Source organism: Dawidia soli (assembly GCF_018598185.1).
GTDB classification, from domain to species: Bacteria; Bacteroidota; Bacteroidia; order Cytophagales; family Cyclobacteriaceae; genus Ohtaekwangia; species Ohtaekwangia soli.
Map to the genome: position 1 here is coordinate 191,160 of NZ_JAHESC010000005.1, position 26,329 is coordinate 217,488.

General features: G+C 54.9%; 20 protein-coding genes. 12 read left to right on the forward strand and 8 right to left on the reverse strand.

The window, feature by feature from the left end; translation table 11 throughout:
• The first annotated feature begins 175 nt into the window (after positions 1–175).
• Positions 176–2,770 (forward strand): T9SS type A sorting domain-containing protein, encoded by a 2,595-nt coding sequence (locus KK078_RS05395; RefSeq protein WP_254089227.1) that lies wholly within the window; start codon positions 176–178, stop codon positions 2,768–2,770.
• A gap of 434 nt (positions 2,771–3,204) precedes the next feature.
• Here the strand turns inward: KK078_RS05395 and KK078_RS05400 are convergent, their stop codons facing one another.
• The 3 genes from KK078_RS05400 to KK078_RS05410 all read right to left on the reverse strand — a co-directional run bounded on the left by KK078_RS05400 (position 3,205) and on the right by KK078_RS05410 (position 7,117).
• Complete coding sequence (locus tag KK078_RS05400) at positions 3,205–5,286, reverse strand: TerD family protein (protein ID WP_254089228.1); 2,082 nt, start codon at positions 5,284–5,286, stop codon at positions 3,205–3,207.
• A gap of 106 nt (positions 5,287–5,392) precedes the next feature.
• Positions 5,393–6,508, reverse strand: a complete 1,116-nt coding sequence (locus tag KK078_RS05405) for an acyltransferase family protein (protein WP_254089229.1) — start codon at positions 6,506–6,508, stop codon at positions 5,393–5,395.
• Positions 6,509–6,529: 21 nt separating this feature from the next.
• On the reverse strand, positions 6,530–7,117 hold the full coding sequence (locus tag KK078_RS05410; RefSeq protein WP_254089230.1) for an ankyrin repeat domain-containing protein: 588 nt from the start codon (positions 7,115–7,117) through the stop codon (positions 6,530–6,532).
• 165 nt (positions 7,118–7,282) lie between these two features.
• Between KK078_RS05410 and KK078_RS05415 the strand changes: the two genes are divergently transcribed.
• The 5 genes from KK078_RS05415 to KK078_RS05435 all read left to right on the forward strand — a co-directional run bounded on the left by KK078_RS05415 (position 7,283) and on the right by KK078_RS05435 (position 12,651).
• Entirely contained in the window at positions 7,283–9,361 is a 2,079-nt protein-coding gene (locus tag KK078_RS05415; protein ID WP_254089231.1) for a helix-turn-helix domain-containing protein, read from the forward strand.
• Between the two features lie 82 nt (positions 9,362–9,443).
• Positions 9,444–10,487, forward strand: a complete 1,044-nt coding sequence (locus KK078_RS05420) for a glycerophosphodiester phosphodiesterase (RefSeq protein WP_254089232.1) — start codon at positions 9,444–9,446, stop codon at positions 10,485–10,487.
• A gap of 149 nt (positions 10,488–10,636) precedes the next feature.
• Positions 10,637–10,834: a hypothetical protein gene (locus KK078_RS05425; protein WP_254089233.1), complete on the forward strand. Its 198-nt coding sequence runs from the start codon at positions 10,637–10,639 to the stop codon at positions 10,832–10,834.
• 45 nt (positions 10,835–10,879) lie between these two features.
• The gene (locus KK078_RS05430) at positions 10,880–11,890 is read left to right on the forward strand and encodes a sensor histidine kinase (protein ID WP_254089234.1); all 1,011 of its coding nucleotides are present in this window, start codon (positions 10,880–10,882) and stop codon (positions 11,888–11,890) included.
• Positions 11,887–12,651 carry a LytR/AlgR family response regulator transcription factor gene (locus KK078_RS05435; RefSeq protein WP_254089235.1) on the forward strand — a complete coding sequence of 255 codons (765 nt, stop codon included), beginning with the start codon at positions 11,887–11,889 and terminating at the stop codon, positions 12,649–12,651. The genes KK078_RS05430 and KK078_RS05435 overlap by 4 nt, the downstream gene beginning before the upstream one ends.
• Here the strand turns inward: KK078_RS05435 and KK078_RS05440 are convergent.
• The 4 genes from KK078_RS05440 to KK078_RS05455 form a co-directional block, all read right to left on the reverse strand.
• On the reverse strand, positions 12,648–14,444 hold the full coding sequence (locus KK078_RS05440; protein WP_254089236.1) for a right-handed parallel beta-helix repeat-containing protein: 1,797 nt from the start codon (positions 14,442–14,444) through the stop codon (positions 12,648–12,650). The genes KK078_RS05435 and KK078_RS05440 overlap by 4 nt on opposite strands.
• Before the next feature lie 229 nt (positions 14,445–14,673).
• Positions 14,674–15,795 carry a Gfo/Idh/MocA family protein gene (locus KK078_RS05445; protein ID WP_254089237.1) on the reverse strand — a complete coding sequence of 374 codons (1,122 nt, stop codon included), beginning with the start codon at positions 15,793–15,795 and terminating at the stop codon, positions 14,674–14,676.
• Between the two features lie 184 nt (positions 15,796–15,979).
• Positions 15,980–16,684 (reverse strand): carbohydrate-binding family 9-like protein, encoded by a 705-nt coding sequence (locus KK078_RS05450; RefSeq protein WP_254089238.1) that lies wholly within the window; start codon positions 16,682–16,684, stop codon positions 15,980–15,982.
• 245 nt (positions 16,685–16,929) lie between these two features.
• Complete coding sequence (locus KK078_RS05455; RefSeq protein WP_254089239.1) at positions 16,930–17,448, reverse strand: DinB family protein; 519 nt, start codon at positions 17,446–17,448, stop codon at positions 16,930–16,932.
• A 137-nt stretch (positions 17,449–17,585) separates the two neighbouring features.
• Between KK078_RS05455 and KK078_RS05460 the strand changes: the two genes are divergently transcribed.
• Positions 17,586–18,095, forward strand: coding sequence for a methylated-DNA--[protein]-cysteine S-methyltransferase (locus tag KK078_RS05460; protein ID WP_254089240.1), 510 nt, complete (start codon positions 17,586–17,588; stop codon positions 18,093–18,095).
• A gap of 17 nt (positions 18,096–18,112) precedes the next feature.
• Positions 18,113–18,802: a DNA-3-methyladenine glycosylase family protein gene (locus tag KK078_RS05465; protein ID WP_254089241.1), complete on the forward strand. Its 690-nt coding sequence runs from the start codon at positions 18,113–18,115 to the stop codon at positions 18,800–18,802.
• A 58-nt stretch (positions 18,803–18,860) separates the two neighbouring features.
• On the opposite strand, the gene KK078_RS05470 is transcribed toward KK078_RS05465, so the two are convergent.
• Positions 18,861–19,310, reverse strand: coding sequence for a hypothetical protein (locus KK078_RS05470; RefSeq protein ID WP_254089242.1), 450 nt, complete (start codon positions 19,308–19,310; stop codon positions 18,861–18,863).
• 592 nt (positions 19,311–19,902) lie between these two features.
• Between KK078_RS05470 and KK078_RS05475 the strand changes: the two genes are divergently transcribed.
• The 4 genes from KK078_RS05475 (at position 19,903) to KK078_RS05490 (ending at position 26,272) form a co-directional block, all read left to right on the forward strand.
• Positions 19,903–20,352 carry a hypothetical protein gene (locus KK078_RS05475; RefSeq protein ID WP_254089243.1) on the forward strand — a complete coding sequence of 150 codons (450 nt, stop codon included), beginning with the start codon at positions 19,903–19,905 and terminating at the stop codon, positions 20,350–20,352.
• 175 nt (positions 20,353–20,527) lie between these two features.
• Positions 20,528–21,610 (forward strand): efflux RND transporter periplasmic adaptor subunit, encoded by a 1,083-nt coding sequence (locus KK078_RS05480; protein ID WP_254089244.1) that lies wholly within the window; start codon positions 20,528–20,530, stop codon positions 21,608–21,610.
• Positions 21,611–21,633: 23 nt separating this feature from the next.
• Positions 21,634–24,843 carry an efflux RND transporter permease subunit gene (locus tag KK078_RS05485; RefSeq protein ID WP_254089245.1) on the forward strand — a complete coding sequence of 1,070 codons (3,210 nt, stop codon included), beginning with the start codon at positions 21,634–21,636 and terminating at the stop codon, positions 24,841–24,843.
• Positions 24,833–26,272 (forward strand): TolC family protein, encoded by a 1,440-nt coding sequence (locus KK078_RS05490; protein ID WP_254089246.1) that lies wholly within the window; start codon positions 24,833–24,835, stop codon positions 26,270–26,272. Before KK078_RS05485 ends, KK078_RS05490 begins: the two co-directional genes overlap by 11 nt.
• The last annotated feature ends 57 nt before the right edge of the window (positions 26,273–26,329 follow it).

Consider the following 26,329-nt stretch of genomic DNA (forward strand, 5'->3'; position numbering starts at 1 on the left):
TCATTTATGTTTTGCGATGCAGTGTGTGCTATGTATAGCATCGCAAGGCTACGTTCATGCCGCTATTTTTCGTTGGGAGGGATCATCGTTGGGTCGCGCATGGCCGGTATTGCTCTGTATAGTTGGTGATAGTCCTGATGATATAGTTCTTTTTCAACCTTAAAAACAGTTAGTTATGAGAAAATCTACCAGACTGAAAGTAGCCGTGTGGCTATTGGCGTGTTGCGCGTGGGCGCAACACGTGGTAGCGCAGACCAACGTGGCCCTGACGGCTACGGCATCAACGTCGTATGTGTCGTCGTGGGAAACCCTGGCGGCCGTAAACGACGGTTTTACCCCGGCCAACTCAAACGACAAGTCGCACGGTGCGTACGGCAATTGGAACAACCCCAACTCCACGCAGTGGGTACAATACGATTGGACACAATCCTACCAGGTCACTTCCATCGAAGTATACTGGTTCGATGACAACGGTGGGGTGCGTGTACCGACGACGGCAAACGTGGAGTACTGGAATGGTGCTACGTGGGTGACGCTGGCGGCCATCCCCAAGGTGATCAATACCTTTAACGTGGTGTCGTTCTCCGCGACGGCATTGAGCCGCATCCGGGTGTCCATGCTCAACACCACACAATCCACGGGGATCCTCGAATGGCGTGTGATGGGCACGCCGGTGACCAACTGCCCGGGCACTGCCATCGTGCCGCAAACACAGATCAACGGCGGCAGTTGGACGCAGACGGCATCAGCCACGGTGGCCGCGGGCGGTTCGGTACGCTTTGGTCCGACACCGACCTCGGGCGGCGCCTGGAGCTGGACCGGACCGAACGGCTTTACGGCCACTACGCGCGAGATCCTGATCAGTAATGTACAAGGAGCGCAGGCCGGCACGTATGTGGCCCGGTATACGAATAGCTGCGGTACACAGACCACGCAAAACTTCACGCTCACGGTGAGCGGCAGCGGTACCGGCAACCCCTATACCTGGCCGGCCTATTCACCCACGATCGCCTATAACTTTCGCGACGAGTTTCCCGCGCTGAATACGCCGACGCAAGTACTGAACGATTGTCCGCAGGTGGTGTCGACACAGTCTTCGAACTGGTGGTGCTTCCGCAAAGGGCCTTCGGCCAACACGCTTGTGACGAGCGCCGCCGTAACGCCTATGCTGGCGCGGATGAATACGGACTTTGCCTACTTCCGCGACGAAATGGGCTGGCCACCAGACCTGCGTGCCAAGAACGGTTATCGCAGTGCGGTATACCTGTACGGTTCCGGATTGTGTACCGACAACGCCTCCAACACCGCATTGGGCGGCTGGCAAAGCGCCATCAACTACAACGGTGTCAGCTGGCCGATGGTCCTGGCATCATACTACCCCATCTATAGCTTTGACCCGGCCTGTCCGTATAGCGACCGCGTGGCGCAGCAGGGTGCCATGGTCCACGAAGGCATTCACGCGCTGCTGGCAGACTTGCCGGGGGTGAAGCAATCGGCGTGGTTTCACGAAGGGGGCAACGTGTGGCTGCAGCAAACTGCCGATGCCCGTCGTACCAACAACTTCGGCAGCATGGGCGACCTGAACGGCACCGACTTCATTGCGCCGTTCATGCCCATCGAATGTTACTCCGGCTGGTTGCAAGACGGCAGCTTTGGCGGCCCGTCGGCCGAGGGCGTGAACATGTTTAACGGCAACCAGCAGATCTGTACCTGGCGCACGTACCTGGGGGGCCACCAGTATAGCAGCTCGTTCCCGACCTTCCTGGGCAATACGCTCGGCGACGCCTCCGTGCCGTGGATCTGGCGCAATGCTCCCAGCCGCGTGCTGGCGGGTATTGCTTCGGGCATCGGGGCGACCCAGATGCGCCGACTGATCACTGAGTATCGCGCCAAGCAGGCGCTGATCGACTTCGGCCCGTGGAACAACGCCATCCTGGCGCTGATGAATGCGCACTTCGGTCAGGCCATCCAGGCGGAGTGGCAACCGTCGTGGCTGAACCCCGCCGTGTGGAATGCCACGCCCTACGTGCAAACCACCAACAATAACGGCCTTCTTACGCCCGAGGCGCGCACGCTACCGGGTTGGTCCGGTGCCAACCAGATACCGCTGGTGGTGACAGGCAATATGGTGACGGTAAACTTTCAACCCATCGGTGCGAATATGACGTGTCAGCTGGTCTATCGTTCGACGACCGGTGTGCCGGTGTATAGCGAGTTTGTTTCGAGCGGCAATGTAAGCCTGCGGCTGGATCTGCCGCCCGCGAGCAATGTCGTTATCGCGGTGATCACAAACACCGACTATATCTACAACGGTGAAAGCACGCGTACCGCGCACTACGACTATCGTTTGCAGCTGGTGACCGGTGTGACGGGTACGGCGAGCGTTAACACAAAATGGTTCACGTCCGTATCGCTGGCGAGCGCGCGTACAGCAGAAGCCGAGGTGGGGGTGGATATGTCGAAGTATTGTAACCACTCTTATCAGCATACGCAGGAAGTGGCGGAGGTGCAGAAGATCATCAACCCGAATACGTTCCAGATGTATCCGAACCCCGTCGGCGAAAGCGAGCGCCTGACGTTGGAGTTTGCCAATGCAGAAGGGGAGGAGACGGCCATTGCTGTTGTCACGACGCAGGGCAGGAAAGTGTTTGAGACGGTTACGAAGGATAAGCATTATGTGCTGGAAGCGAAGAACCTGCGGAAGGGGTCTTATGTTGTGAAGATCACGAATAGTAAGACCAGTACGACGCAGACGTTGATCGTGCAGTAGGCTTGCGGATACGGAAGGCCAGGACGGTAATTGTCCTGGCTTTTTTGTAGGTGCGGATGATTAGTGCCTGGCGATTTGTTAACGCAAGCAACGCACTGCGCGAGTAACATCTGGTTCGAGTCTTCCGACCGAAGGGAGGGCGACTCGGACCTAGCATGGGGGCAGTCTCACGACTGCCCGGCGGTGACGTCGTAATCTGGGTAACCATATACGTGCCGTGGTTCCGCTGACCAGCCGCGCCCAACGCCAGTCTGGAGACTGGCCGCATCCGCCAACCGGCCGACAAGAGAAGCATTTGCGCTAACGCTTGATGCTAACTCTTGCCAGATATTTCTGGTCTTTTTTACAGTAGTGAGGGCATAAAAAAAGCAGAGGGGAAGCTCGATCACTAAGTAGCATAGAAGGAAGTGATCCAATAGCCCTCTGCAGTTTCTTTATAAGAACTTTGCGGCGATGACTTGTGTGTCAAACGGGGTGATGCCCGCGTCGGCAGCAAAGATAGTATCTGCTTTTTCTTTTTCCAATACCCGTTCGCCGCGTGCTTCGATGTGTAACGAGAACAGATCGTACAGCGAGGTTTTGACCAGCGACGTCATGGCGCGTGTCAGGACCATCATGGCGGGCATGTTGTTGGCGGCGTTGTTTCCGCCGTAGGAGGGCATGCGCGTTAACGACAGGTCTGTCCACAGGATGGTGCCGTCGACCAGGTCGAGGATCATGGGGATACATCCGCGGGCATTGGCGGTGATGTCGACTTTGTTCTCTACCGTGCGCGGCTCGTAGACCTCACCGCTGTCGGGCTCCTGGCGTACCATCACGCCGGCAAAACACTCGGGCAGGTCGCAGAAGGGCTGCGCCGTGTAGGAGTTCAGGCACATGATGATATATCGGGCGTTCTTTTCGCGCAGCGTATGGATGTCGATGTCGATGAATTCTGACGCGCCGTTGGGGGCGGAGGTGATGTCGCCGCTGTGATAGCCGCCGAGCGTTGCCAGGTTGTAATAGGCCAGCTCATCGACCAGTTGATGGTCGCCGGTGATGGCCACAGCGCTCAGGTCGATGTCTGCGCGCGAAGTGCTTTCCCGCCACCAGATAAAGAACCGGAGGATGTTGCCTTGCGGCAACGGCAGCTTGCTGCCGCGCGAAACGGTGCGCAATGCTTTCGACGCCGAGCGCAACGTGAACGGTACGGTAAAATTACGCAGCGCTTCATCGAGGAATACCTTGCCCAGCGGTGGCAACGTCCGGAAGCGATCGACCAGGTGCTTGCGGCAGCTGTTCACGACTTCCCGACACGTTTCCGGACGTAGTGCCGGCAGGTTGTACGGAAGAGCAAACGCTTTGCTCACCTCACCTTTGGGAAAGAATACGCGCAGGCCGTTGGGCGTCAGGCGGTGCTCAAAGTGCGTGAGCAACTGCAGCAATACTGGTGTCGAGACGCGGTCGGCCGTTGCGTCGAACGCATGGATTACAGCATGTGTATCCGCAGCGTTGCGCAGCAGGTGGTCCAGCCGTCGGGCCAGCTCGCCGGGCCGTGTAGCCAGCAGCGCGGTGGCTGCGGCGATGTCGTGTTGTTTCACGGCCAGTTCCACTTTGCTGTAAAATGTGCGGTAGTGGTTGTCGTTACGCAGCACGTCAAAGGCTTGCGCGCTGCGTGGGAATTGACCGGCATACTCCGATGGGTGCAGTTTTTCTCCCAGGCGTTTCCAGGGTTCGCGGTATTTCACCATGTCGTCCAGCGAGCAGGTGGACTGCTCCAGCAGCCGCAACAGCGTTTTCCGGCGCGGGCGGCTGAGCTTGTAGTATTTGGTCTTTTCGGCCAGGCTCACATCGCCGTTAAAATACGCTGCTACGATACGCAACACATCCGTCGCTGTTTTGACGTGGCGTGCCAGCAGGCGGTCGGCGATGGTCGTGTAGAGCAACAGCAGCGCGCCGACAAAGGCCATGTTCTCCTTGTGCGGCATGGCCTCCGGCACCAGGCGTTCGATATCGTTCTGGTAGTGGTTGACGAACCACAGCAGGGTGTGTTTATCGGTATTGGAAGTGGATACTTTCGCGCCGGCCAGGTCGGTGAAGATGCTTTCAAAATCTTCCAGCGTGCCGAGGTCGATGATCCTGGGTGGCGGCGCGCCTTGTAAAGGAGCACGCTCTTCTTTCTCGTATTCCGGCAGGATGCGCATATTGATCCTGTCGCCCAGGTAGTGTAGCCAGGCGTTGGTGCAGATTTCCGCTTGGGAAGCTTCCATGACCTGTCGCGGAAAATTTGGATACATGGGTGTGTACACCACATGCGCTCCCACAAGGGTTTTTAAAGCCGGCAAGAGCGCGTTATAAAATGTTTCCAGATCCTCCAGCGACAAGGTAGCGACACGCCCGGCTAACGGCTTCGAAAAGGTAAAGCCCAGACTGCCGATGTTTTCGAGCAGGCTCTGCACGTACTGGTCGGGTTGCGAAGCATTGCCCGGTGGCAGAAAAACCTTGCGTTTGCGTGCGATGTAGATCTCGTGGTTCATGATTCAACTGGAAGTAACAAAGAAATCGGGACTTTTAAAATTTCCCGATTCCTTTGCAAAGCAGTACCACGTGTGCGCAGTCTATTTGCGCAGTGAATGAAAAAAATTAGTCTTTTTGAACGGCAGGCGTTTCGTTGTGTAGCGTTCGTTCCGCCGTGACGCGACGCTCATTCCTGTATTTTAAACCAAACAACGGTCGTACAAAACCAACCCTGCGCACAACACCCTCATAAAAAGCGAAGCATCCCGCTACGGTAAATAATACCAGTAATACAAATTGTACCGGCGCCGGCACCCCGAGCGGAAAGATGACGAACGATCCCAGGGAAAGGAAGATCATGTGTAAAATATAAATGGGATAAGCGACTTCGCTCAAATATCGCAGCCCGTTACCCGGCCGGTTCAGGTATTTGTGTCCAAAAGCAAAGACCGATAAGATCCATCCGTGCGATTCCGGTACCAGCAGATACGCCGGCGCCTGCATATTGAATACCATCAACCGAACGATGAAGAGTGTTATGGCGATCGCCAGGAACGCCCAGCGCCACCGTAGCAGCATTTTCCAAAACGGTTCGCCGCTCAGTACAAAACAAAACCCGAAGAAGAATGCCAGCATCCCCAAAAAGAACCCGTGCCACGTCAGGGCATACAGCTCATACGGATGTGCATCGGTCAGCCGGGCCTCGAGTATAAAGGCTCCCGTCATCGCCAGTAACCCAATGGGGGTGCTGAATAACCTCCGGAGGGCACCGGCTATGCGCCCGGTTTCATGCCGTTGGAGATTGTATACGACCGGCAGCAGCACGACGATATAGATAAAGATGTTGCCGAGAAACCACAGGTGGCCGGGGTTGGGGCTGTATGACTGCGTAAACCCGTTATACCGCTGCCACAAGTATATATGCGCGGGCACGATCAATGCTATGCCTGTGAGGAAAGGCACCAGGATACGCCGCGTGCGCTCCAGTAACAATTGTCCGGCGGTACGGTTTTGCAATGCGAAGTATACTCCCATGCCCGATACAAAGAATAACAGCGGGATCCGCCAGATGTTCAGCATGCCCATCGGCAGCCAGAGTTCCGGCCACGGCGTGGTGGAGGTGATAAAGGCGAGCATAATGCCCCACGGTTGAAAGGCAATGGCCACATGGTAGATCAAAAGAAGGCCGATCGCGATCACCCGGATCCAATCGATGTCATAACGTCTGCTGTTCGGTAACATCTGGCGGAAGGGTTGGGGTGATCACTTCAACATGCCGGCGATGACCAGGCGTGTTTTTTCGATATAGGCGTAGTCCAGCTTCAGTCCCATGGGCGCAAGCATCTTGCCCATCATGTCGTACGTGTCCTTTACAGCGGCAAACGGACCGGCTACCGATTCGTAAGGCGTTGCGCCATACTTGTTTTTGATGGTCTTGTCGGCGCCTTTGTCGAGCAGCATGCGTACGATTTCCGGGCGGCAGAAGAAGGCCGCCGTGTGCAGGGGCGTGGAGCCATCGTTGTTGGTAAAGTTGAGGTCGGCGCCGGCATCGATCAGCGTGCGTGCCATTTCGGTCTTGCCAAAAACCGCGGCGGTGATCAGCGGGCTGGACCCGCCGAAGGGGTCTTTCTCATTCAGGTTAGTGCCGGCCTGGATGTGCTGTTGCAGGGCGCCCAGGTTTTCGGTGACGACCGCCGTATGAATGTCTACCGGGGGCGCGGCAACGCTCGTCGTGGCGGTGCTGTCGGTCAGTGCCTTTTCGGTGGGACCTTTGCAGGATGGAAGGGTACATGCAACGCCGACAGCGAGCAGGGCGGCAAAACATACCGTGTTGAATGGTTGTGTTTTCATGTGTTTGACGGTTTCGGATTTGTGTGTTTTCATGCTGTAAAGGTGGGATGGAACGCTGCCGCAGGCTAAACAGGCATGCCGCCAAAACCGTCAAGTTTGCGGGAGGCACTATAAATTATGGTGAATCGATATAAAAATTGATGCAAATGATGTTTCTTTCCTATCATGTCGCCCCTGCCGGTTTCCGATAAGGATTTTCTGCGCGAGATCACCGCGCTGATCGAAGAGAACATTGCCGATGAGCAGTTCGGGGTATCGGAATTGGCCGAAAAAATGAACATGAGCCGGTCCAACCTGTTACGCAAGGTCAAAAAACACACCGACTCGCCAGTAAACCAACTTATCCGCGAAGTGCGCCTGAAACGCGGCATGGAGCTGCTGCGGACCACGGGGCTGAATGTCTCGGAGGTGTCGGACCAGGTGGGCTTTGGCAGCGTGTCATATTTTATCAAGTGCTTTCGTGAATATTACGGCTATCCGCCGGGCGAGGCGGGCAAGCGGGTGTTGGAGCCTGAAGCCGAAGGGGCCGTTGCCGAAACCGCCGTGCCGGTACGTACGACGCGCTGGCCCATACGGCTCCGCTGGGGGGCTGCGGCGCTGGTGGTATTGGTGGCACTGGTGCTGGTGGGGTATTATGTGTGGCGCGGTAGGGACGCGAAGCCTTTGCCTGAAAAATCCATCGCCGTGCTGCCTTTTAAGAATGACAGCGGCGACTCGACTAACCTCTATCTCATTAATGGCCTGATGGAGTCGACGCTCAATAACCTGCAAAAGATCCAAGACCTGCGGGTGATCAGTCGCACTTCGTCGGAGAAATACCGGAACACCGCCAAGTCCATTCCCGAAATGGCGCGTGAGCTCGACGTCAACTATTTTATCGAAGGCAGCGGTCAGAAGATCGGCGACCGCATCCTGTTAAACATCCAGCTCATCGAAGGTACCACGGACAGACACCTCTGGTCGCGACGTTACGAGCGCGAAGCCAAAGACATCTTTGCCTTGCAGCAGGAGATCGCCCACAACATCGCCGAAGAGATCGAAGCCATCATCACGCCCGAGGAAGTAAAGCAGATCGAAAAGATCCCCACCGACGACCTGGAGGCTTACAACGAATACATGGAGGGACGCGAGCTGTTGTACGACGCATCCACGGAAGCACTGCAAAGATCCATCGTCCTTTTTCAGCGTGCGATCAAACGCGATCCCCATTTTGCGCAAGCCTATGCCGACGCAGCCGTCGCCTACTATTACCTCGATCTGTTTCAGATCAACAAGAAGTATGGGAAAGAGATCAGCGAGTACGCCGACAAGGCCTTGCTGTATGACGAGAAGTCGGCTGAGAGCCTCATCGCCAAGGCGCTGTACTTCATGCACAAGAAGGAATACAAGGAGGCAGCACCCTACCTGGAGAAGGCGCTCGACTATAACCCCAACTCGGGCATCGTGGCGCACTTCCTCTCGGAGCTTTACAACGGCTATCTGCCCAACGCCGCCAAATACATCGAGTATGCGCTGCTGGGGGTGCGGATCGACGGAAACTCGGGCGACTCTTCAACTGTCAGCTATAAATACCTGCACCTCAGCAATGCGCTGATGCAGGCCGGCTTCATCGACGAGGCCCTGGAGTACATCGACAAGTCGCTGGCCTATAAGGCCGACAACCCTTTCTCGGGGTATCTGCGCGTTTATATCCTGTATGCCAAAAACGAAGATGTAGGTGGAACCTGCGAGGCCCTGGTGAAAGAGTTCCGGAAAGACACCACCAATTTTATCATGATGCAGGAGATCGGCAAGATGTATTACTTCATGCGCAACTACGCCGAATCGTATAAGTATTACAAACGTTACCTGGCCATTGTCGAAGAGAAGGAGCTCGACATCTTTAAACACGAGAACCTCAAGATCGGGATCGTGTTGCAGAAGATGGGGCAGCCGGAGAAAGGACAGCGATACATCGACGCTTTCGAGCGGTATGTGAAAACAGACAGCTCCATTTACCGCCACGCTAACCTGGCGGGGTATTATTCCTACCTGGGCGATGCCCCCAAAGCCATCGAGCACATGAAGCTGTTTGCCCGGGAGAAGGACTATCAATACTGGATCTTGTTCTTTACGATCGATCCCATAGCCGATTCCGTCAAAGACCTGCCTGAGTTCAAGAAGGCCATGCAGCAGGTACGCGACCGCTTCTGGGAGAACCACAGGAAAGTGCGTGCCACGCTGGAGGAAAAGGGGCTGCTCTGATAAAAGATAACAATTTCGAAAAGCCTCTGGGCTGGCGGGGTGTGCGTGTGATCGCTATATTGGCCCGAACGTTTTTAAACTTATGAAAAAGTCGCTTATCATGCTGGGGAGTTTCCTCTTATCGTCGGTGTTATCGGGTCAGGCACAGCCAGGCACCGCCGCGCGTTTGTTCCTGACCCACTACATGTTCACGGCGAAGGATAATGTCGTGGGCCAGGTGAGGCTTACCACCCAGGAGGCTATACGCACCGTAGTGTTAAGCGGGAAGGACGCATCGGGCTTTACCGTCGACAAAGAGCACCGGTTGTTGGGCAGGTCAGTGGGCAAGGACAAGAATACCGGTCGTTATGCCCTTACCGTTACGGCTACGACGGCATCGGGTCAGCAGATCTCCCAATCTTTTACCATCATAGAAGATCACTTTATCCACAACAAGGTCATCGCCCATCGTGGCGCCTGGAAGAACACCGGTGCCCCCGAAAACTCCATTGCCGCGCTGGAACATGCCATCGGGTTACGCTGTGAAGGCAGCGAGTTCGACGTACACATGTCCGCGGATTCACTTCCCGTCATCAATCATGATGCTTCCATACAAGGGATCTCTATTGCCAGGACACCGTCACGCGAGCTCCTGGCGCTGAAGCTGACGAACGGCGAGCCGATGCCGACGCTGGAGCAGTATATCCAGGCCGGCCTGGATCAGTTAAATACAAAGCTCATCCTGGAAATTAAAGCTTCGGAACTGGGTAAGGAATACTCCCTCGCACTAACGCGTAAGATTGTAGCGCTGGTAGAAAAACTGCAGGCGCAGGCGTGGGTGGATTATATCAGCTTTGACTATGATGTGTGCCTGGAGGTTATGAGGCTGGCTCCCTATGCGCGTGTTGCCTATTTGAAGGGCGATAAGACGCCGGCTGAATTAGCAGCCGATCATTTCTATGGACTGGACTATCACTTCAACGTGCTGAAAAAAAATCCTGATTGGGTGACCCGTGCCAAGCAACATACGTTGACCGTCAATGTCTGGACGGCAAACGACAAGTCACTGCTGGAAGACCTGCTGCAGCAGCAGGTGGATTTCATTACCACGAATGAGCCGGAGCTTTTGTTGTCGTTGGTAAAATAATTTGAATGTGGTGCTGTCGGGTGTCGCTTAGCGCTAACATCGGCGCCAGCCATGCTTCCTTGCAAAATCCTTCCGCTTCCGTGTATCAGTGGCTTTAGACGCCATCCACGCGCCGCATTCCTGCGTTCTTGCCTAAAAAACAAAATCGTATGAACGCAGCACTTGAACGGAAAATTATTCGCTGGTTACACATCCTGGCCAGCATTCCTATTATTGGTTATATCTATGGGCCGGTGTCGGGTATTCCTGAGGCTGTCATCGCGGTGCGGTGGGGGATATTGCCGGCCGTGGCGTTGTCGGGGCTTTGGTTGTGGAAGGGGCCATGGGTGAAACGGTTGTTTCGGTGAGCGTGAACTGGAAATGAGAACTGAAATATCGAATTTGGTAACGTCATGACCTGGATCGAAAACAAATATGTGCAACGCATCGGCATCACGGCCGTGGTTGCTGCTGTCGGCTGGGCGGTGCGTGATGCGCTCATGCCCGGTATGAAGCTGTTCCAGCACATCGTGGCCACGGTGGCCTTCATCGTGTTCATCCAACTGGTGTGGGAGATCTACGAGCGTGTGCACCGCGGCCTGAACCGGTGGATGCCGTTCTCGCGCTTTTTGTATGGGCGTATCTTCGTGCAACTGGCCTCGGGCGTAGCCATTATGATGGTGTTGCGCACGGTCATGATGTATCCGTTGCAGCACCGCTTTCCGGAGGTCTTTCGTGACGATGTCATGACCGTCATGTTCATTGCGCACGTCGGCATCGCGGTGGCGATCAACATGATCTTTATCAGCGCACACTTTATACGGCAGTGGAAAGAGGAGCTGTTGCGCGTGGCCCGCATCGAAAAGGAAAAAGCACAGTTACAGTACCACCATTTAAAGAACCAGGTCAACCCGCATTTTCTTTTCAACGCTCTTGCCTCGCTGGATGCGCTGGTGAAGACCGATCCCGCGCTGGCGTCGCATTACATCAACCACTTGTCGAAAGTATACCGCTATGTGCTGGACCACGAAGCGCGCGAGGTGGTAGGCCTGCAGCTGGAGCTGGACTTTATTCAACACTATATCGCGCTGCAGCGTATTCGCTTTCGCGAGGCGTTGATCGTGGATCTGGCACTGTCGCCCGAGGCGGGCGAGAAGAAGATCGTGCTGGTCACGCTGCAGCTGCTGATCGACAATGCGATCAAGCACAACGAGATCCACCGCGACCGACCGTTGACCATCCGGATCTTCGATCGGGATGACCTCCTGGTGGTGACTAACAACGTGCAGCCGAAAGCTTTGCTGGAGCCTTCCACGCGGCAGGGCCTGCGGCAGCTGGTGGAGCTGTATGCCTATCTGAGTGACCGGCCGGTGAAGATCACGGGCACCGATGCTATGTTTACCGTTGAAATACCTTTGCTATGAAGATCCTGATCCTGGAAGACGAGCCGCTGGTAGCCGAGCAGTTGATGGGCCACATTCGTCAGCTGGCGCCCCAGGCCACGCTGGCCGGCCCGTTGGCAAGTATACAGGAAGCGCGGGCGTGGTTTGAAAAACATCCGGAACCCGACCTGATCCTGGCCGACGTACAGCTGTCGGACGGGATCAGTATTGACCTGTTGCTGGCGCTAAAGCCCGCCAGTCCCATCATCTTTACCACGGCCTTTGACCAGTATGCCATCCGTGCCTTTAAGGTCAACAGTATTGATTATTTGCTGAAGCCGATCCAATACGAGGAGCTGCATGCGGCCCTCGCCAAGTACCGCGCGCTGCGGCAGCAGGGTGGAAGCCGGTTGTCGCTGGAGGAACTGGCCCGCTTTCTGGAAGGAAAGCCTGGGACATCGCGCTATAAAGAGAACTTTATCATCCATAGTGGACCGCAGGCGCAGCGCATCGAAGAAAGGGAGATTGCCTGTTTTATCAAGCGCGACTTGATCTTTCTTCAGACGGTCGATCAACGCCTGCTGGTAACAGCGTACCGGTCGTTGGACGAAGTAGAAGATGTCGTAGACCCGGCGCGTTATTTTCGCGCCAACCGGCAGCTGCTGCTACACCGGCGGATGTTAACGGGCTATAAAACCGATCTTCAGGGCAAGCTGCTGCTCACCCTGAAGACCGGTATACACGAAACGCCGGCCGTCAGCAAAGAAAAGGCGGCAGCGTTTAAGCGTTGGTTTGAAGGCTAAGGACGGTTAGCCACCACGATGCGGGTGGTCTGCTGCATGGCGCCATAGAGCACCCGCACCAGGTAGACCCCCGCCGGCAGGTTGTTCACATCCCAGGTGATCGCGGTTTCGCGCGTCTGTTCACGGCGCAGCGCTACACCCTGTATGGTGCAAAGAATAAAGACGCGGTCGCCGGGCGTCTCCGTAGTTTGAATGGTGATGTTCCGCTGTGCCGGGTTGGGGAAAGCGCTGAGCCGGATGATGGCGATATCATTGCCGCCCGACGCCGTGACGGTACCGCTGGTGCTGAGGCCTTCATAGGCCCCAATGTCGACGCGGCCGTTCAACAGGCGTGGCTTGCCGCCAAAGTCGGTTTCACCGTCGGGCAGCGAGGTAGCGGGGTTACCCATGTCGGTGGCCGCGCTGCCGGTGTTGAGCTGCAGGTTGGGTGTCGGCAGCGTGGCGGAGATCAACCCGGGCGCGAGGAACCGTGAGTTGGCGTCTTGTGCTGAGCCGGTTTTGTATTTGCCAAAGTCGCTGTACTCCTTATTGCGCCAGAGAACGTTGATGTCGTGAGCCTTGCCCGTGGCGGTATAATACAGGTTGTAGTCGAACGTGTTGCCCGCCTGCGGTGAGATGTTCTCCAGCGAAAGCAATGTGTTTTCCGTGCCGGCAAAGACAATGTTGTTCTGGAATACGCACTGCGAGGCTTTGGTGATATAGAATTCTCCGGAACCATTCTTTTTCGAGTCGTTTTTCAGCAGGGTATTGTTCCGGAAAAGCGAGCTCAACACCTGGCCCGTGGTTTCGGTGGTATACCCACCCACGGCGATGCCCGCGTCTTCGTTGTTGTAAAAGAGATTGTTTATCACGGTGATGCGCTCTGTCGTACCGTTCTCTTCGCAGCCTACTTCTATGCCGTAGCCGTTTTCATAGCAGGTGTTCCGGTGGATGACAACATCCAGCGCGCCATCGGCATAGATGCCGCCGCTGGTGGCGTAGAGTGCCGTGTTGCGGTAGCAGGTGTTTTTTTCGATCAGGCCGTTGCGTGCATGGTCCAGCGCGGGTACCGTACACTCGCCGTAGTTACCGCCGGCATAGATGCCGATGTTGATGTTGTCGTGTACACGGTTGTTGGTGACGGTAAACCCGTCGACGTTGCCGTCGATCGAGAGTACTTCGCTGTAGCCGGGAATATTGTCGTAGAACTCGCAGCTGTCCACTACCAGGTTGGTGATGGCACGCTGCGCCGTGGTGCCGCGACCGTAGACAATGAAAGGCTGTGCATTGTCATTGTCGCCGGGAATCGCCGTCTTGCTGGTCGTCCAGCGGATGGTACGGACCGTCAGCTTGCGAAAGGCCAGTGTTGTCATCGTAGCGTCCGCCTCACACTCTACAAATATGCCCTGAGCGTTGTTCTTCGTGAGATTTTGCAGGGTGATGCCCTCGATCGTCAGGTAGCTTTTGTTCTGAATGGTCAGAAGCCGTGTGCCCGATGTACCGGTGCCGTCGAGCAGCACGGTTTCCTGTGGGTATGCTTTAAAGACGATGGGCTGACCGGCAGCACCGCTCACGTTGATCGTGACGTTTTCGTTGTAGGTACCGCCGCGGATCAGTACGGTGCTGTTGGGCGTCGCGCTGTTGCCCGCTTTCTGAATGGTTTTCCAGGCCGAGCCCGGTGTAAGCCCGTTGTTGCTGTTGTTGCCGTTCGCGCCGTCGACATAATATACGGTCTGGCTAAAGGCCTGGGTAACGGAGAGTTGCAGCACCAGGCACGCTGCGAGTCGTAACAGGGTTGTAGTGATAACGTTCATAGAGTATAAGATTTTAGTGTATACAGGGGCATAGCCGTGGACGAAGGAATGGCAAATTTACTCCTTTATGAACATTCGGTCTTCCAGGGTATACTGGAGTCGGCGGGTGATTTCTTTTGAGGGTCGGGAAGAAGTATAGCGTGGGCATGACCATCACACCCACGGTACACGGAGGAAAAATGTTGCAACAGTTAACGTAAGAACATCCGGAGATATCCGGTATACATTGTCAGCGCGACAGGGGTACTTTTTTACCCGTCTTCGCCGCCTGGTAAATCGCGTCAATGATCTTCATGTCTTTCAGGCCCTCGGCACCATCCATCGGTACCACCGGTTGTTTTCCGTTCAGGATCATCTCGGCCATCTCGTCCATTTGTACCGTCTGGTGGGTGACGTGCGGGAAGTTCAGCTCGCCAAAACTTGTTCTTCCCTCGATCGGACCATAGCCGGTAGCCGGCTTGAGCTCTGCAAAACCTTTCTCACCGTCGAGGAAGAAGCTGTCGAGGTTGTTCATGGCATACGTCGAGAGACACGAAGCAACGGCGCCCGAGGGGAAGCCCAGCTGGAACTGGATCGTTTCGTCCACGCCGTCTTTAAACTTGACCGGATCGGTTTTGGTCTCCTGCGCGGTAACCCACACAGGTTCTTCGCCCACCATATACCGTGCGCCGTTCACCGAATAGATGCCGATGTCCATCATCGAGCCGCCGCCCGCCAGTTGTTTGTTCAGGCGCCATTGTGTGGGGTCGCCAATGCGGAAGCCCGACAGGCCCTGGAAGAACAGGATCTTGCCAAACTTGCCCTCCTTGCGGAGACGGATGATCTCCAGTGTTTTTGGCTCGAGGTGCATGCGGTAGCCGATCAGTAATTTTACATTTGCCTTTTTACAGGCATCTACCATCTCTTGCGCTTCTGCGGCGTTCAACGCCATGGGCTTTTCACAGATGGCGTGTTTACCGGCTTTGGCTACGCGAATGACCTGCTCGCGGTGCAAGGCGTTGGGGGTGATGACATAGACGGCGTCGATGTCGGGGTTGTCTTTGATGGCGTCGAAGTTGCTATAGTTGTAGCAGTTCTTTTCCGGGATGTTGTATTTCTTTTGCCAGTCCTTGATCTTGGACGGCGTACCGCTGATCACGCCGGTGATCCGGGCTTTTTTACAATCTTGCATCGCTTCGGCTACACGGCTGCCATAACCGCCCAGGCCCATGATGGCGACGCGAAGCATGGGGCCGTCGTACGGCGTGGTGTCGAGGATGGGCATGGCGCTGCCTTTGGCCATGGTCGATAGAACGGGAAGTGCCAGGCCGGCAGCGGCGAGCTTTTGTAAAAAGTCTCTACGGGTTTTCATAAGCATGCGGGTTTAACTTGGTCAGGAAAAGTTAGCGATTTATGCCGCAGCGACGAAGGATGCCGTTGTTTTTTACGGCACTGTATCGGTATTAGTGACAACCGGTAAAGCGACGCAGGGCGGCCACGCAGGTTCGGGAACCTGCCTGGAATGTCTCATGAAAGTAAAGTAGTATAGGGTCGGGTTACCGGAACACGAGCGTGCCAAACTTCTGATAGGTGTGAAAGCTCGGGCCGGTCTTCTTCCACGTCCACGTGGTGTACCCCTGGTCGTAGTCCAGGCGGTAGAAGTTGCCACGCCATTGGGTGCCGGCTTGTGGTGGTTTGCCCATCAGCGGATGCAGGACCCGGTACGGTATAAAGAACTCGCCGCGCCAGCGGGTGACCGTGGCCATGCTTTTTTTTGTGCCACCTTCCACACTGGTGGCGTGTTGTACTTTTTTCTCGCCGGTATAGTGCATCGGCGCCCAGCCCCCGGACCGGCCGTTGAGGTGCACCATCAGCAGCGGCCACTCGTAGTTAAGTGGCGAAAGTTCGTATTCAAAGTATATTACCTGGGACGTATCCGGCCACAGAAAAACTTCAATGGCATCTTGCCTGAAGAGCGGTTGAAAATCTTTGTCGTATGTCGTGCTCAGTTTTTGATCGACGCAGTCGAAAAGAAAATATAAGCCCTTGTCGGAATAAAGTGCTTTGATGCGCGTCAGGGGCGGCTCGCCCGATACTTCCTGCACCGGCAGCGTAACCCATTCTGTTTTATTCCAGGCAGCCGCGCGGCCATCGCCGGTAATGGTAAAATCGGTGGTTTTAGAAATGAACAGGCGTGATGTATCCTGTGTCGATACAGGTTGTTGGGCCGCCAACCGGAAGGACCCGACAAAAAGGAACATGATCAGATAGGGTCTGATAACAGTAGTCGTTTGGGGTTAATAATGTGATGCCACAACCGCATGGGTTGGTTCATGACGGCATGTTGAGTATAAATAAATTGTGGGCGTTTTGAATGGAAATTGTGATAGGATGCACAGGGCTTATATGAACGCGTAATCCGCGGCCCTTGAATGTGTGCGTGAACGCACATAGTAGATTGGTATGCGTGTGAACCCGATCGCCATCGCGTTCACACGCATACTGTTTACTTGCGGTCCCAGAACGGAGGCGGCTCGATGCCCAGCGAACGCAGGTATACATACCCCTGGCCGCGGTGGTGGATCTCATTGTCGATAAAATACATCACCGACCAGTACACCGGGCCTTCGTATTGACCAAAGACCTTTTCGATCTCCTGGAAACGTTCGGGCGTGATCTGTGGCCAGTATTCATTGATCTCATCCGTAGATTCGTCCCACAGCTTCAGCAACGCGGCCTTGGTTGTGGCTGACTGCAGCTTGCTTTGTACCGCTTCAAACGAATCCCATTTGCCGCTCACGAGCCCGCGTACGCCCGGGCCGGCCATAGTCAGCATTTCAATGGCCAGCTGTGCGAACGGACGCATGCCGCCAATGGAATAGGTAAAGAGCTTATCTTCGGGGAAGGCTTCGATTACCCGTCGGGTCAGTTCCCGGTGGCCTTGCCAGTGGTTCAACAAAATTTGCGAGGTCAGTACCGGTGCATCGGCAACAGCGGGTGATAGGGGGAATGTTTTGTTTTCCATACCGTGATAATTTATAATTGTTAAGCAAAGGAAACGACGGGCTGTGTCAGCCCTATGTCAGGATCTCGCGGCGAAGACAAAATTTTTTGAAAAAATATGCCCGGTTGCCACGCGGTTACGTAGAGTACGGAAGTTACATGGAATATTATTATAAAAGAATGCCATCGCCGGTGGGGCAGCTCCGGTTGCTCGCCCAGGACGACAGCCTGGCGGCGGTGTTGTGGGAACACGATACGCCGGGGCGGACCACGGGCGACGACAGTGCCATCCTGCGGGATGACCACCCTGTGCTGCTGCAAACCGAGACGCAACTAGGCGAGTACTTTCGCAGCGCGCGTGAACAATTTACCGTTAAGCTGTCCTTTGCCGGCACGCCCTTTCAGCAACAGGTATGGCAGGCCTTGCTGACGATACCCTTTGGCGAGACGCGCACCTATGGTGAGATGGCCCGGCAGATCGGAAGTCAATGCGGCGGTCGTGCGATCGGCGGCGCCGTCAACAAAAATCCCATCGCCATCATTGCGCCCTGCCACCGGGTGATCGGTGCCACGGGCAAGCTGGTGGGATTTGGCGGGGGGCTTGAAAACAAGGCCATCCTGCTGAAACTCGAACACGAAAAACGAAACCCTTCCCTGTGGGGCGCATAGCCCGCTTTTCTGTTTACATGGCAAAGACAACATCAGCTCCGGTCCCGACCTTCTCTACCGAAAACTTCCAGGCGCTCTGCGACCGCGTCGCCGCCCGTGATAAAGACCTGAAGGCCATTCTGATGGCCTACGACTATCCGCCGATGTGGACGCGGCCGAACACATTCGAAAGTCTCATCCACATCATTCTCGAGCAACAGGTGTCGCTGGCGTCTGCACTCGCGGCCTTGAACAAGCTGCGCGATCGGTTGGGCAAGATCACGCCGGCCGGTCTGCTGGCGCTGACGGATGAAGAGCTGAAGGCCTGCTACTTCAGTCGTCAAAAGACCGTATATGCACGGCACCTGGCCGAGGCGATTGAAAGCAAGCAGTTTAACCTGAAGGCCCTGGAGAAGTTATCGGATGAAACGGTGCGCGAAAAGATCGTCGCCCTGAAAGGTCTGGGCAACTGGAGCGCCGATATTTACCTGATGTTCGTATTGCGTCGCACGGATATATTTCCTCCGGGCGATCTGGCGGCGGTAAATGCGTTGAAGGATGTTAAAAGGCAGTCGAAGGATGTAGCCCGGGAGAAGCTCGCGAAAATTACCATGCGCTGGGCGCCATATCGCACAGTGGCGACGATGATCTTGTGGCATTACTATCTTTCTGTACGGGCAAAGAAAACGCCCATCACGGAAAAAATAGAGAAAGCCGTTGTACTGTGACAAGGTATTGCAGGCGCCAGTCCTGGTTCCGCGACCCGGACTGGCAGGGGCTGCGGTATTAGCTATTGGAAGATTTATACTGTTTGTTATCGGAAGTGGTATTCCGCTTGGCAATATCCTCGACCTGGCGCATAACTTTTGCTACATCCTCGTCAGCATACGTTCCATAGGCATCGACCAGGGTACCTTTCGCGCCGTCGTCGGTTTGAATGACGTACAGTACCGACATGTCGGCGGGGTCGGTGATACCTTCGAACCGGTAAAAGTTCATGACGTGGATCTGATCCGGTTGGTAACTGCGCGACGTTTCCAGCGACTGCAGGCCGTCTTTCGTAGCTTTAAAGTTTTCCTTATAGCCGTGTTCCAGCGCTTTGTTGGTGCAATAGGCCAGCGTACGGAGCTCGGGCATCAGCTTTTCTGATTCGGTCAATAACTCGACGGTACGGGGAGCATCTTTCTCGGCCTTATGGATCTCCCGTGAATTTTCCTTTATGGTTTTCAGTGACATAGCTTTTTTGAATTATACCTGTTAAACAATTATGCCCGTGTCGCCTCGGGTATGCCCGCATACTGTCTGATCGAAATCCATGCGTGTCGGACAAGATTGTTTTAGTCCAATTTTCTCCTCATTTTCTATTATCCGCGCGAAAAGAGCTTCGCACCTCGCAAACATGGTCAAAAAGGTACTTCGCCAACGATGCGCGCGTCACACCTGCGGTTAACACCTGCACACTGAACCCTGCCGCCGGCTCAACACGAACAACCGGTCGCCCGCGCTCGGGATCCTCCCGCCACGACGCAATTAGTGAGCACGATCAAAAAGGCACAAGCTGTCGTAACATATTTCCGAAACCCTTTCTACGATGACTTCGTTCTCAACACGCGAGCAAGTCAGACGGATGCGCGTATACTCACAACGATTTCAGCCCGCCTTAAGGAAGGTTTAAGCTTTTTTTAAGGCGTTCTTTATCAGATGGTTGGGTTACTTACCAGGGTTGAAAAGAATTTATGAAAAGATACATCTATGCAATCGTTCGTTACATGCGCTCAACCTTTTGATACTTGCCATTACAATCATCTTTCTATAGATTAGCGGCCCAATGAAAAGATACTGGCTTACGTTGTTCCTTCTTCTGAGCGCTGTCCTCTTCGGCAGCCTCGCTCACGGGGCGACGTGCGTCGTATACAAAAAGACCACCACGACGGTTAAGCAGTCGGTGGCACGCAAGATGCCCGGCACGACGACACAGGTCGACGCCGACATTGCGCTGCAGGGCCGGTTGCTGGTAGACTGCCCGGATGGCGCCGGCTCGAGTCACGAAGTTCTCAAGATCGAGATCACCGAGTTGGAGGAACGCGAAGAAGATGAAACGGAAAAGGATGCCAGCTCTCTTCGCAAACACGTTGAGAATAATAAATATACCGCTGCCTTTCCGCTCACAGACCTCGACTACTTTTTTAATAACGGCCAGAAGCTGTTGCCGTTCGTTCAGCACTTTTCGTTTACAGCGATATATCGTTATCTCGCATTGCTTGTAATCCGGATTTGATCCGTGTTTCTTTCCCGGGGGGGCTTTATTTCCAGGGTCCTCATCAGAACAACTTTTTAAATTACTTAACCCGCTAGTCGTCGCGCCAACGCGGTGGCTGCACTAAATGTGTCCCACGTACACATTACACTCGGAAGTACTCACAAAACACATCTCGAAATAACCATTTATTGTCATGAAGCACGTACTGCTTATTGGCTTGGCGGCTGTATTATGCCTTTCAAGCTGTCATTCAGAAAAAGAAGAAAAAGGAGAGGAAGGGGAGAAGTTTTTGGTTACCCACCCATTACGCAAAGACACCGTAGCCATCCGCGACTATGTGTGCCAGATACACTCCATCCAACACATTGAAATGCGGGCACTGGAGAAAGGTTATCTGCAGGATATTTATGTAGACGAAGGTCAGGCCGTAAAGAAAGGTCAGCTGATGTTTCAGATCATGCCGCTGATGTATAAAGCCGAACTGCAAAAGGCACAAGCGGAAGCTAATTTTGCGGAGATCGAATTCCAGAACACCAAGCGTCTGGCTGATAGCAACGTCGTGGCTCCGAACGAGCTGGCGCTGAGCAAAGCCAAGCTCGACAAAGCCAAAGCGGAGCTCGCCCTGGCACAAGTACACTTAGGATTTACAGAGATCCGGGCACCGTTCAACGGTATCATGGACCACTTCCAGGTACGGTTGGGCAGCCTGGTAGACGAAGGCGACCTGCTCACGACGCTGTCGGACAACAGCAAGATGTGGGTTTACTTTAACGTGCCCGAAGCCGAGTACCTCAATTTCAAAGCCAAGGCCAAAGGCGACAGCCTCATGAAGGTAAGCCTGATCATGGCCAACCACGAGAAATTCCAATATCCCGGCATCGTAGAGACCATCGAAGCCGACTTTAACAACGAGACCGGTAACATCGCGTTCCGGGCCACGTTCCCCAACCCCGAGGGCCTGCTGCGTCACGGCGAGACGGGTAACGTGCAGATGGTGGCGCCGCTGACGAATGCCATGCTCATTCCGCAGAAGGCCACCTTCGAAGTGCTGGAAAAGAAATATGTATATGTGATCGATAAGGAAAATACAGTACGCTCACGGGAGATCACCATCGCCGCGGAACTGCCCCACATTTTTGTGGTCAAGAGCGGCCTGGCGGAAACCGACAGGATCCTGCTGGAAGGCTTGCGCCAGGTGCGGGAAAATGAGAAGATACACTATACCGAAGCGAAAGCAGATTCTGTCATTTCGCATCTGGAACTGTATGCCGAATAATCACATCCTAACAAGCGAAAGACATGTTTAGTAAGTTCATACGCAGGCCAGTCTTTGCGATTGTCATCTCGATCGTAATAGTCTTTGTGGGGGTACTGGCCATTAAGAAACTGCCCATCTCGCAGTTTCCGGACATTGCGCCGACCACGGTTAACATTTTCATCGCGTACCCCGGTTCGAGTGCCGACGTACTCGTGAAATCTACGCTCATTACGCTTGAGCAGGCCATCAACGGCGTGCAGGATATGCGTTATATCGCGACCGACGCCACCAGTGCGGGGGAAGCGACGCTTCGTATCATCTTTGAGCCCGGGACGGATCCAAACGACGCCGTGATCCGGGTAAAGACACGCGTGGACCAGGTTATGCCCCTGTTGCCCGAGCTCGTGCAACGCGAAGGTGTGATCATCACGCCCATCCAGCCGAGTATGTTGATGTACGTCAACCTATACTCCAAGGAAAAGAGCATGGATGAGAAATTCCTGTTCAACTATGCCACCGTAAAAATGATCCCCGAGATCCAGCGTACCAAGGGTGTAGCCCGTGCGCAGATCCTGGGTAGCCGTCGTTACGCCATGCGCGTCTGGTTGAATCCGGAACGTATGCGCGCCTATAAGATCTCGGTAGAAGAAGTTATGGAGGCGATCGGCGAGCAAAGTATCATCGGCCGTCCGGGTCGTATCGGTCAAAGCTCGGGCATCGCCGCCCAGTCGCTGGAGTACGTGCTGACCTATAAAGGACGCTACAACAAACCCGAAGAATACGAAGGCATCATCATCCGCGCCAACGCGGAAGGCGAAAGCATTCACCTGCGCGATATCGCGACTGTGGAGCTGGGAAGCGAGTTCTTCGACATCTACTCCAACCTGGACGGTCACGCATCGGCGGCGATCGTGTTGAAGCAGAACTACGGCAGTAACGCCAGCGACGTCATCGCAGAAGTAAAAGCCAAGCTGGAGGTCATGAAAGAGTCGTTCCCTCCGGGCATGGACTACAAGATCAGCTATGACGTATCGCAATTCCTGGATGCGTCCATCGAACAGGTGATCCATACCCTGCGCGACGCCTTTATCCTGGTGGCCATTGTGGTGTTTGTGTTCCTCGGCGACTGGCGCTCGACCCTGATCCCGATCCTGGCGGTACCGGTATCGTTGATCGGTGCATTCTTCGTCATTCAGTTCTTCGGGCTCTCCATCAACCTGGTAACGCTCTTTGCGTTGGTACTGGCGATCGGTATCGTGGTCGACGACGCGATCGTGGTCGTGGAAGCGGTGCACGCGAAGATGGAAGAAGAGCCGCATTTGAGCCCGTACAGCGCCGTTCGAAAAGTATTGGGTGAGATCAGCGGTGCCATCATCGCCATCACCATGGTCATGGTGTCGGTATTCGTGCCGATCTCGTTCATGTCGGGTCCTGTAGGTACTTTCTACCGCCAGTTCTCGATCACCATGGCGAGTTCGATCGTGATCTCGGCATTGATCGCGCTTACGCTGACGCCGGTATTGTGTGCCATGTTGTTGAAAAACCACCATGGACACGAGAAGAAAAAGAACATCCTGACGAAGTCGCTCGACAAGTTCAACAGTGGCTTCGAGAAGATGACCGGTCGCTACGTGGGCTTATTGAAGCTGATCGTAAACCGTCGTATGGTGACGTTCGCCATCCTGGTGGCATTCTGCGCGGGGATCTGGTACGAGAACCACGCAGTGCCTTCGGGCTTTATTCCCAACGAAGATCAGGGTACGATCTATGCGATCATTCAGACACCTCCCGGTTCTACGCTCGAAAAGACCAACCAGGTGTCACAACGCCTGCAGAAGATCTGCGAAGAGATCGACGGGGTGGAATCGGTATCGTCACTGGCCGGTTACGAGATCATGACCGAAGGCCGTGGCTCGAACGCTGGTACCTGTCTGATCAACCTCAAGCCGTGGTCGGAACGTCACCACACCGTGAAAGAGATCATGGAAGAGCTCGAGGAAGAATCGAAAGGCCTTGGGGCGATCGTCGAGTACTTCGAGCCGCCGGCCATCCCCGGCTTCGGTACGTCGGGTGGTTTTTCGATGCGTCTGCTGGATAAAACAACCGATACCGATTACCACGAGTTCGATCAGATCAACAAGCAGTTCATGGATAACCTGCGTAAGCGTAAAGAGCTTACCGGCTTGTTCACCTTCTTCGCGGCCAACTATCCGCAGTATGAGCTCGAGATCGATAACAACCTGGCCATGCAAAAAGGTGTGTCGATCGGTAAAGCGATGGATAACCTCAATATCCTCATCGGTAGTACCTACGAGCAGGGCTTCATCAAGTTCAACCAGTTCTTCAAGGTATATGTGCAGTCCGATCCGAAGTTCAGAAGGCTGCCGTCCGACCTGCTGAACCTGTTTGTAAAAAATGATCGTGGTGAAATGGTGCCGTACTCGGCGTTCATGAAACTGAAGAAAGGCCAGGGGCCGAACGAGATCACGCGCTTTAACCTGTACAACTCGGCGGCTATCCAGGGTCTGCCGGCCAAAGGATATACCACGGCCGACGCCATTCAGGCCATCCGGGAGGTAGCAAAAGAGACGCTGCCCAAAGGCTATGACATCGCGTTTGAAGGGTTGTCGTACGACGAATCGATCCGCGGTAACGAAGCGCTGTATGTGTTCCTCGTCGTGTTGCTGTTCGTATACTTTGTACTGGCCGCCCAGTATGAAAGCTTCATCATACCGTTGGCGGTGGTATTCTCGCTGCCGGTCGGTGTGTTCGGATCGTTCCTCATGCTGCAGATCATGGGGTTGGAGAACAACATCTACGCGCAGATCGGATTGATCATGCTCGTCGGCCTCCTGGGTAAGAACGCCGTACTGATCGTGGAGTTTGCCGTGCAGAAACGTCAGCAAGGAGAGACCATTCTCAACGCGGCGATCGAAGGAGCACGGGTACGTTTCCGGCCGATCCTCATGACGTCATTCGCCTTCGTGGCCGGTCTGATCCCCCTGATCATCGCTCACGGGGCCGGTGCGATCGGTAACCGTACCATCGGTGGCTCGGCCCTCGGGGGGATGTTATTCGGTACCGTCTTCGGTGTGATCATCATCCCGGGCTTGTACTATATCTTCGGTAAGATCGCCGACGGCCGTCACCTGATCAAACACGAAGACGAAGATTCCCTGACCGAAAACCTGGTTCACCAGATAGACAGTTTTCCTCAATCCACTGAAACGGAAGATGATAATGGACACTAAGATCAAATTGCATTCCATACTTGCGACAGGCTGTATCCTCTTCCTGGTGACAGCGTGTAGCTTACCGCCTTCTCTGGTACATCGATCAGAGAATAAAACAACTCCTGCGAGCTTTACCGGCTCGCAGGATACTACGAACACTGCCCGGATCCAATGGCGCCAATACTTTACCGATCCTAACCTGGTGGCGCTGATCGATACGGCGCTCCGGAACAACCAGGAGCTGAACATCACGATCCGTGAGATCGAGATCGCCCGCAACGAGGTACGCGCCCGGAAGGGGGAGTACCTGCCGTTCCTCGGCATCCGTGCCGGCGCAGGCTTTGAAAAGGTAGGCCGCTATACCAATATCGGTGCCAGCGAAGCCACGACCGAGATCAAACCGGGTAAAGAAACGCCCGAGCCGTTGCCGGACTATATGGTCGCCGCGGTAGCCAACTGGGAACTGGACATCTGGAAGAAGCTGCGCAACGCCAAGAAGGCCGCGGTAAGTCGCTACCTGTCGTCTGTCGAAGGCAGGAACTTCATGGTCACCAACCTGATCGCCGAGATCGCCAACTCGTACTACGAGCTGCTGGCGCTCGACAACCAGATGGCTATCCTGGAACAGAACATCGCGATCCAAAGCAACGTGCTGGAGATCGTGCGCATGCAGAAGGATGCCGCCCGGGTAACCGAGCTGCCCGTACGCCGGTTCGAGGCGCAAGTGCTCAACACGAAAAGCCAGCTCTACCTCATCCGGCAAAGCATCGTCGAAGCAGAGAACCGCATCAACTTCCTGGTGGGCCGCTATCCGCAGCCGGTACAGCGCAATGCCGAAAGCTTCCTGACCCTGGTGCCCGACAGCATCCATGCGGGCCTGCCGGCACAGCTCCTGGCCAACCGGCCTGACATCCGCCAGGCCGAAATGGACCTGGCTGCCGCCAAGCTGGATGTAAAGTCGGCGCGGGCACAATTCTATCCTTCCCTGGGGATCTCGGCGGGCATCGGCTTTCAGTCCTTCAATCCGTCGTACCTCCTGCGCACACCCGAGTCGTTGATCTACTCGCTGGCCGGTGACCTGGTCGCTCCGCTTGTAAACCGCAATGCCATCAAGGCCACGTATTACAGCGCCAACGCGCGGCAAATCCAGGCGATCTATCACTACGAGCGTACGATCCTTAATGCGTATGTCGAAGTTGTCAATCAGCTGTCGAAGATCAACAATATGAAGCAGAGCTATCAGTTAAAAGAACGGGAAGTACAGGCGCTCACGGCGTCGATCGATATCTCTAACAACCTCTTTAAGTCGGCCCGTGCCGACTACATGGAGGTGTTGATCACGCAACGCGACGCGCTGGAATCACGCTTCGAGCTGATCGAGACCAAAAAACAACAACTCAACGCCATGGTCAATGTCTATCAGGCATTGGGCGGCGGCTGGAACTAGAATATCAACTTCCGTTGAGATGTGGGGACTCCTCCTGGCTTCGGCCGGAGGAGTTTT

Excerpts from the sequence above, each read along its gene's own strand:
- KK078_RS05430 (WP_254089234.1), top strand. The coding sequence starts at position 10,880 with ATGACCTGGATCGAAAACAAATATGTGCAACGCATCGGCATCACGGCC.
- KK078_RS05400 (WP_254089228.1), bottom strand. The coding sequence starts at position 5,286 with ATGAACCACGAGATCTACATCGCACGCAAACGCAAGGTTTTTCTGCCA.
- KK078_RS05490 (WP_254089246.1), top strand. The coding sequence starts at position 24,833 with ATGGACACTAAGATCAAATTGCATTCCATACTTGCGACAGGCTGTATC.
- KK078_RS05450 (WP_254089238.1), bottom strand. The coding sequence starts at position 16,684 with ATGTTCCTTTTTGTCGGGTCCTTCCGGTTGGCGGCCCAACAACCTGTA.
- KK078_RS05440 (WP_254089236.1), bottom strand. The coding sequence starts at position 14,444 with ATGAACGTTATCACTACAACCCTGTTACGACTCGCAGCGTGCCTGGTG.
- KK078_RS05395 (WP_254089227.1), top strand. The coding sequence starts at position 176 with ATGAGAAAATCTACCAGACTGAAAGTAGCCGTGTGGCTATTGGCGTGT.
- KK078_RS05475 (WP_254089243.1), top strand. The coding sequence starts at position 19,903 with ATGAAAAGATACTGGCTTACGTTGTTCCTTCTTCTGAGCGCTGTCCTC.
- KK078_RS05435 (WP_254089235.1), top strand. The coding sequence starts at position 11,887 with ATGAAGATCCTGATCCTGGAAGACGAGCCGCTGGTAGCCGAGCAGTTG.
- KK078_RS05485 (WP_254089245.1), top strand. The coding sequence starts at position 21,634 with ATGTTTAGTAAGTTCATACGCAGGCCAGTCTTTGCGATTGTCATCTCG.
- KK078_RS05460 (WP_254089240.1), top strand. The coding sequence starts at position 17,586 with ATGGAATATTATTATAAAAGAATGCCATCGCCGGTGGGGCAGCTCCGG.
- KK078_RS05420 (WP_254089232.1), top strand. The coding sequence starts at position 9,444 with ATGAAAAAGTCGCTTATCATGCTGGGGAGTTTCCTCTTATCGTCGGTG.
- KK078_RS05425 (WP_254089233.1), top strand. The coding sequence starts at position 10,637 with ATGAACGCAGCACTTGAACGGAAAATTATTCGCTGGTTACACATCCTG.
- KK078_RS05445 (WP_254089237.1), bottom strand. The coding sequence starts at position 15,795 with ATGAAAACCCGTAGAGACTTTTTACAAAAGCTCGCCGCTGCCGGCCTG.
- KK078_RS05465 (WP_254089241.1), top strand. The coding sequence starts at position 18,113 with ATGGCAAAGACAACATCAGCTCCGGTCCCGACCTTCTCTACCGAAAAC.
- KK078_RS05410 (WP_254089230.1), bottom strand. The coding sequence starts at position 7,117 with ATGAAAACACAACCATTCAACACGGTATGTTTTGCCGCCCTGCTCGCT.
- KK078_RS05480 (WP_254089244.1), top strand. The coding sequence starts at position 20,528 with ATGAAGCACGTACTGCTTATTGGCTTGGCGGCTGTATTATGCCTTTCA.
- KK078_RS05455 (WP_254089239.1), bottom strand. The coding sequence starts at position 17,448 with ATGGAAAACAAAACATTCCCCCTATCACCCGCTGTTGCCGATGCACCG.
- KK078_RS05470 (WP_254089242.1), bottom strand. The coding sequence starts at position 19,310 with ATGTCACTGAAAACCATAAAGGAAAATTCACGGGAGATCCATAAGGCC.
- KK078_RS05405 (WP_254089229.1), bottom strand. The coding sequence starts at position 6,508 with ATGTTACCGAACAGCAGACGTTATGACATCGATTGGATCCGGGTGATC.
- KK078_RS05415 (WP_254089231.1), top strand. The coding sequence starts at position 7,283 with ATGTCGCCCCTGCCGGTTTCCGATAAGGATTTTCTGCGCGAGATCACC.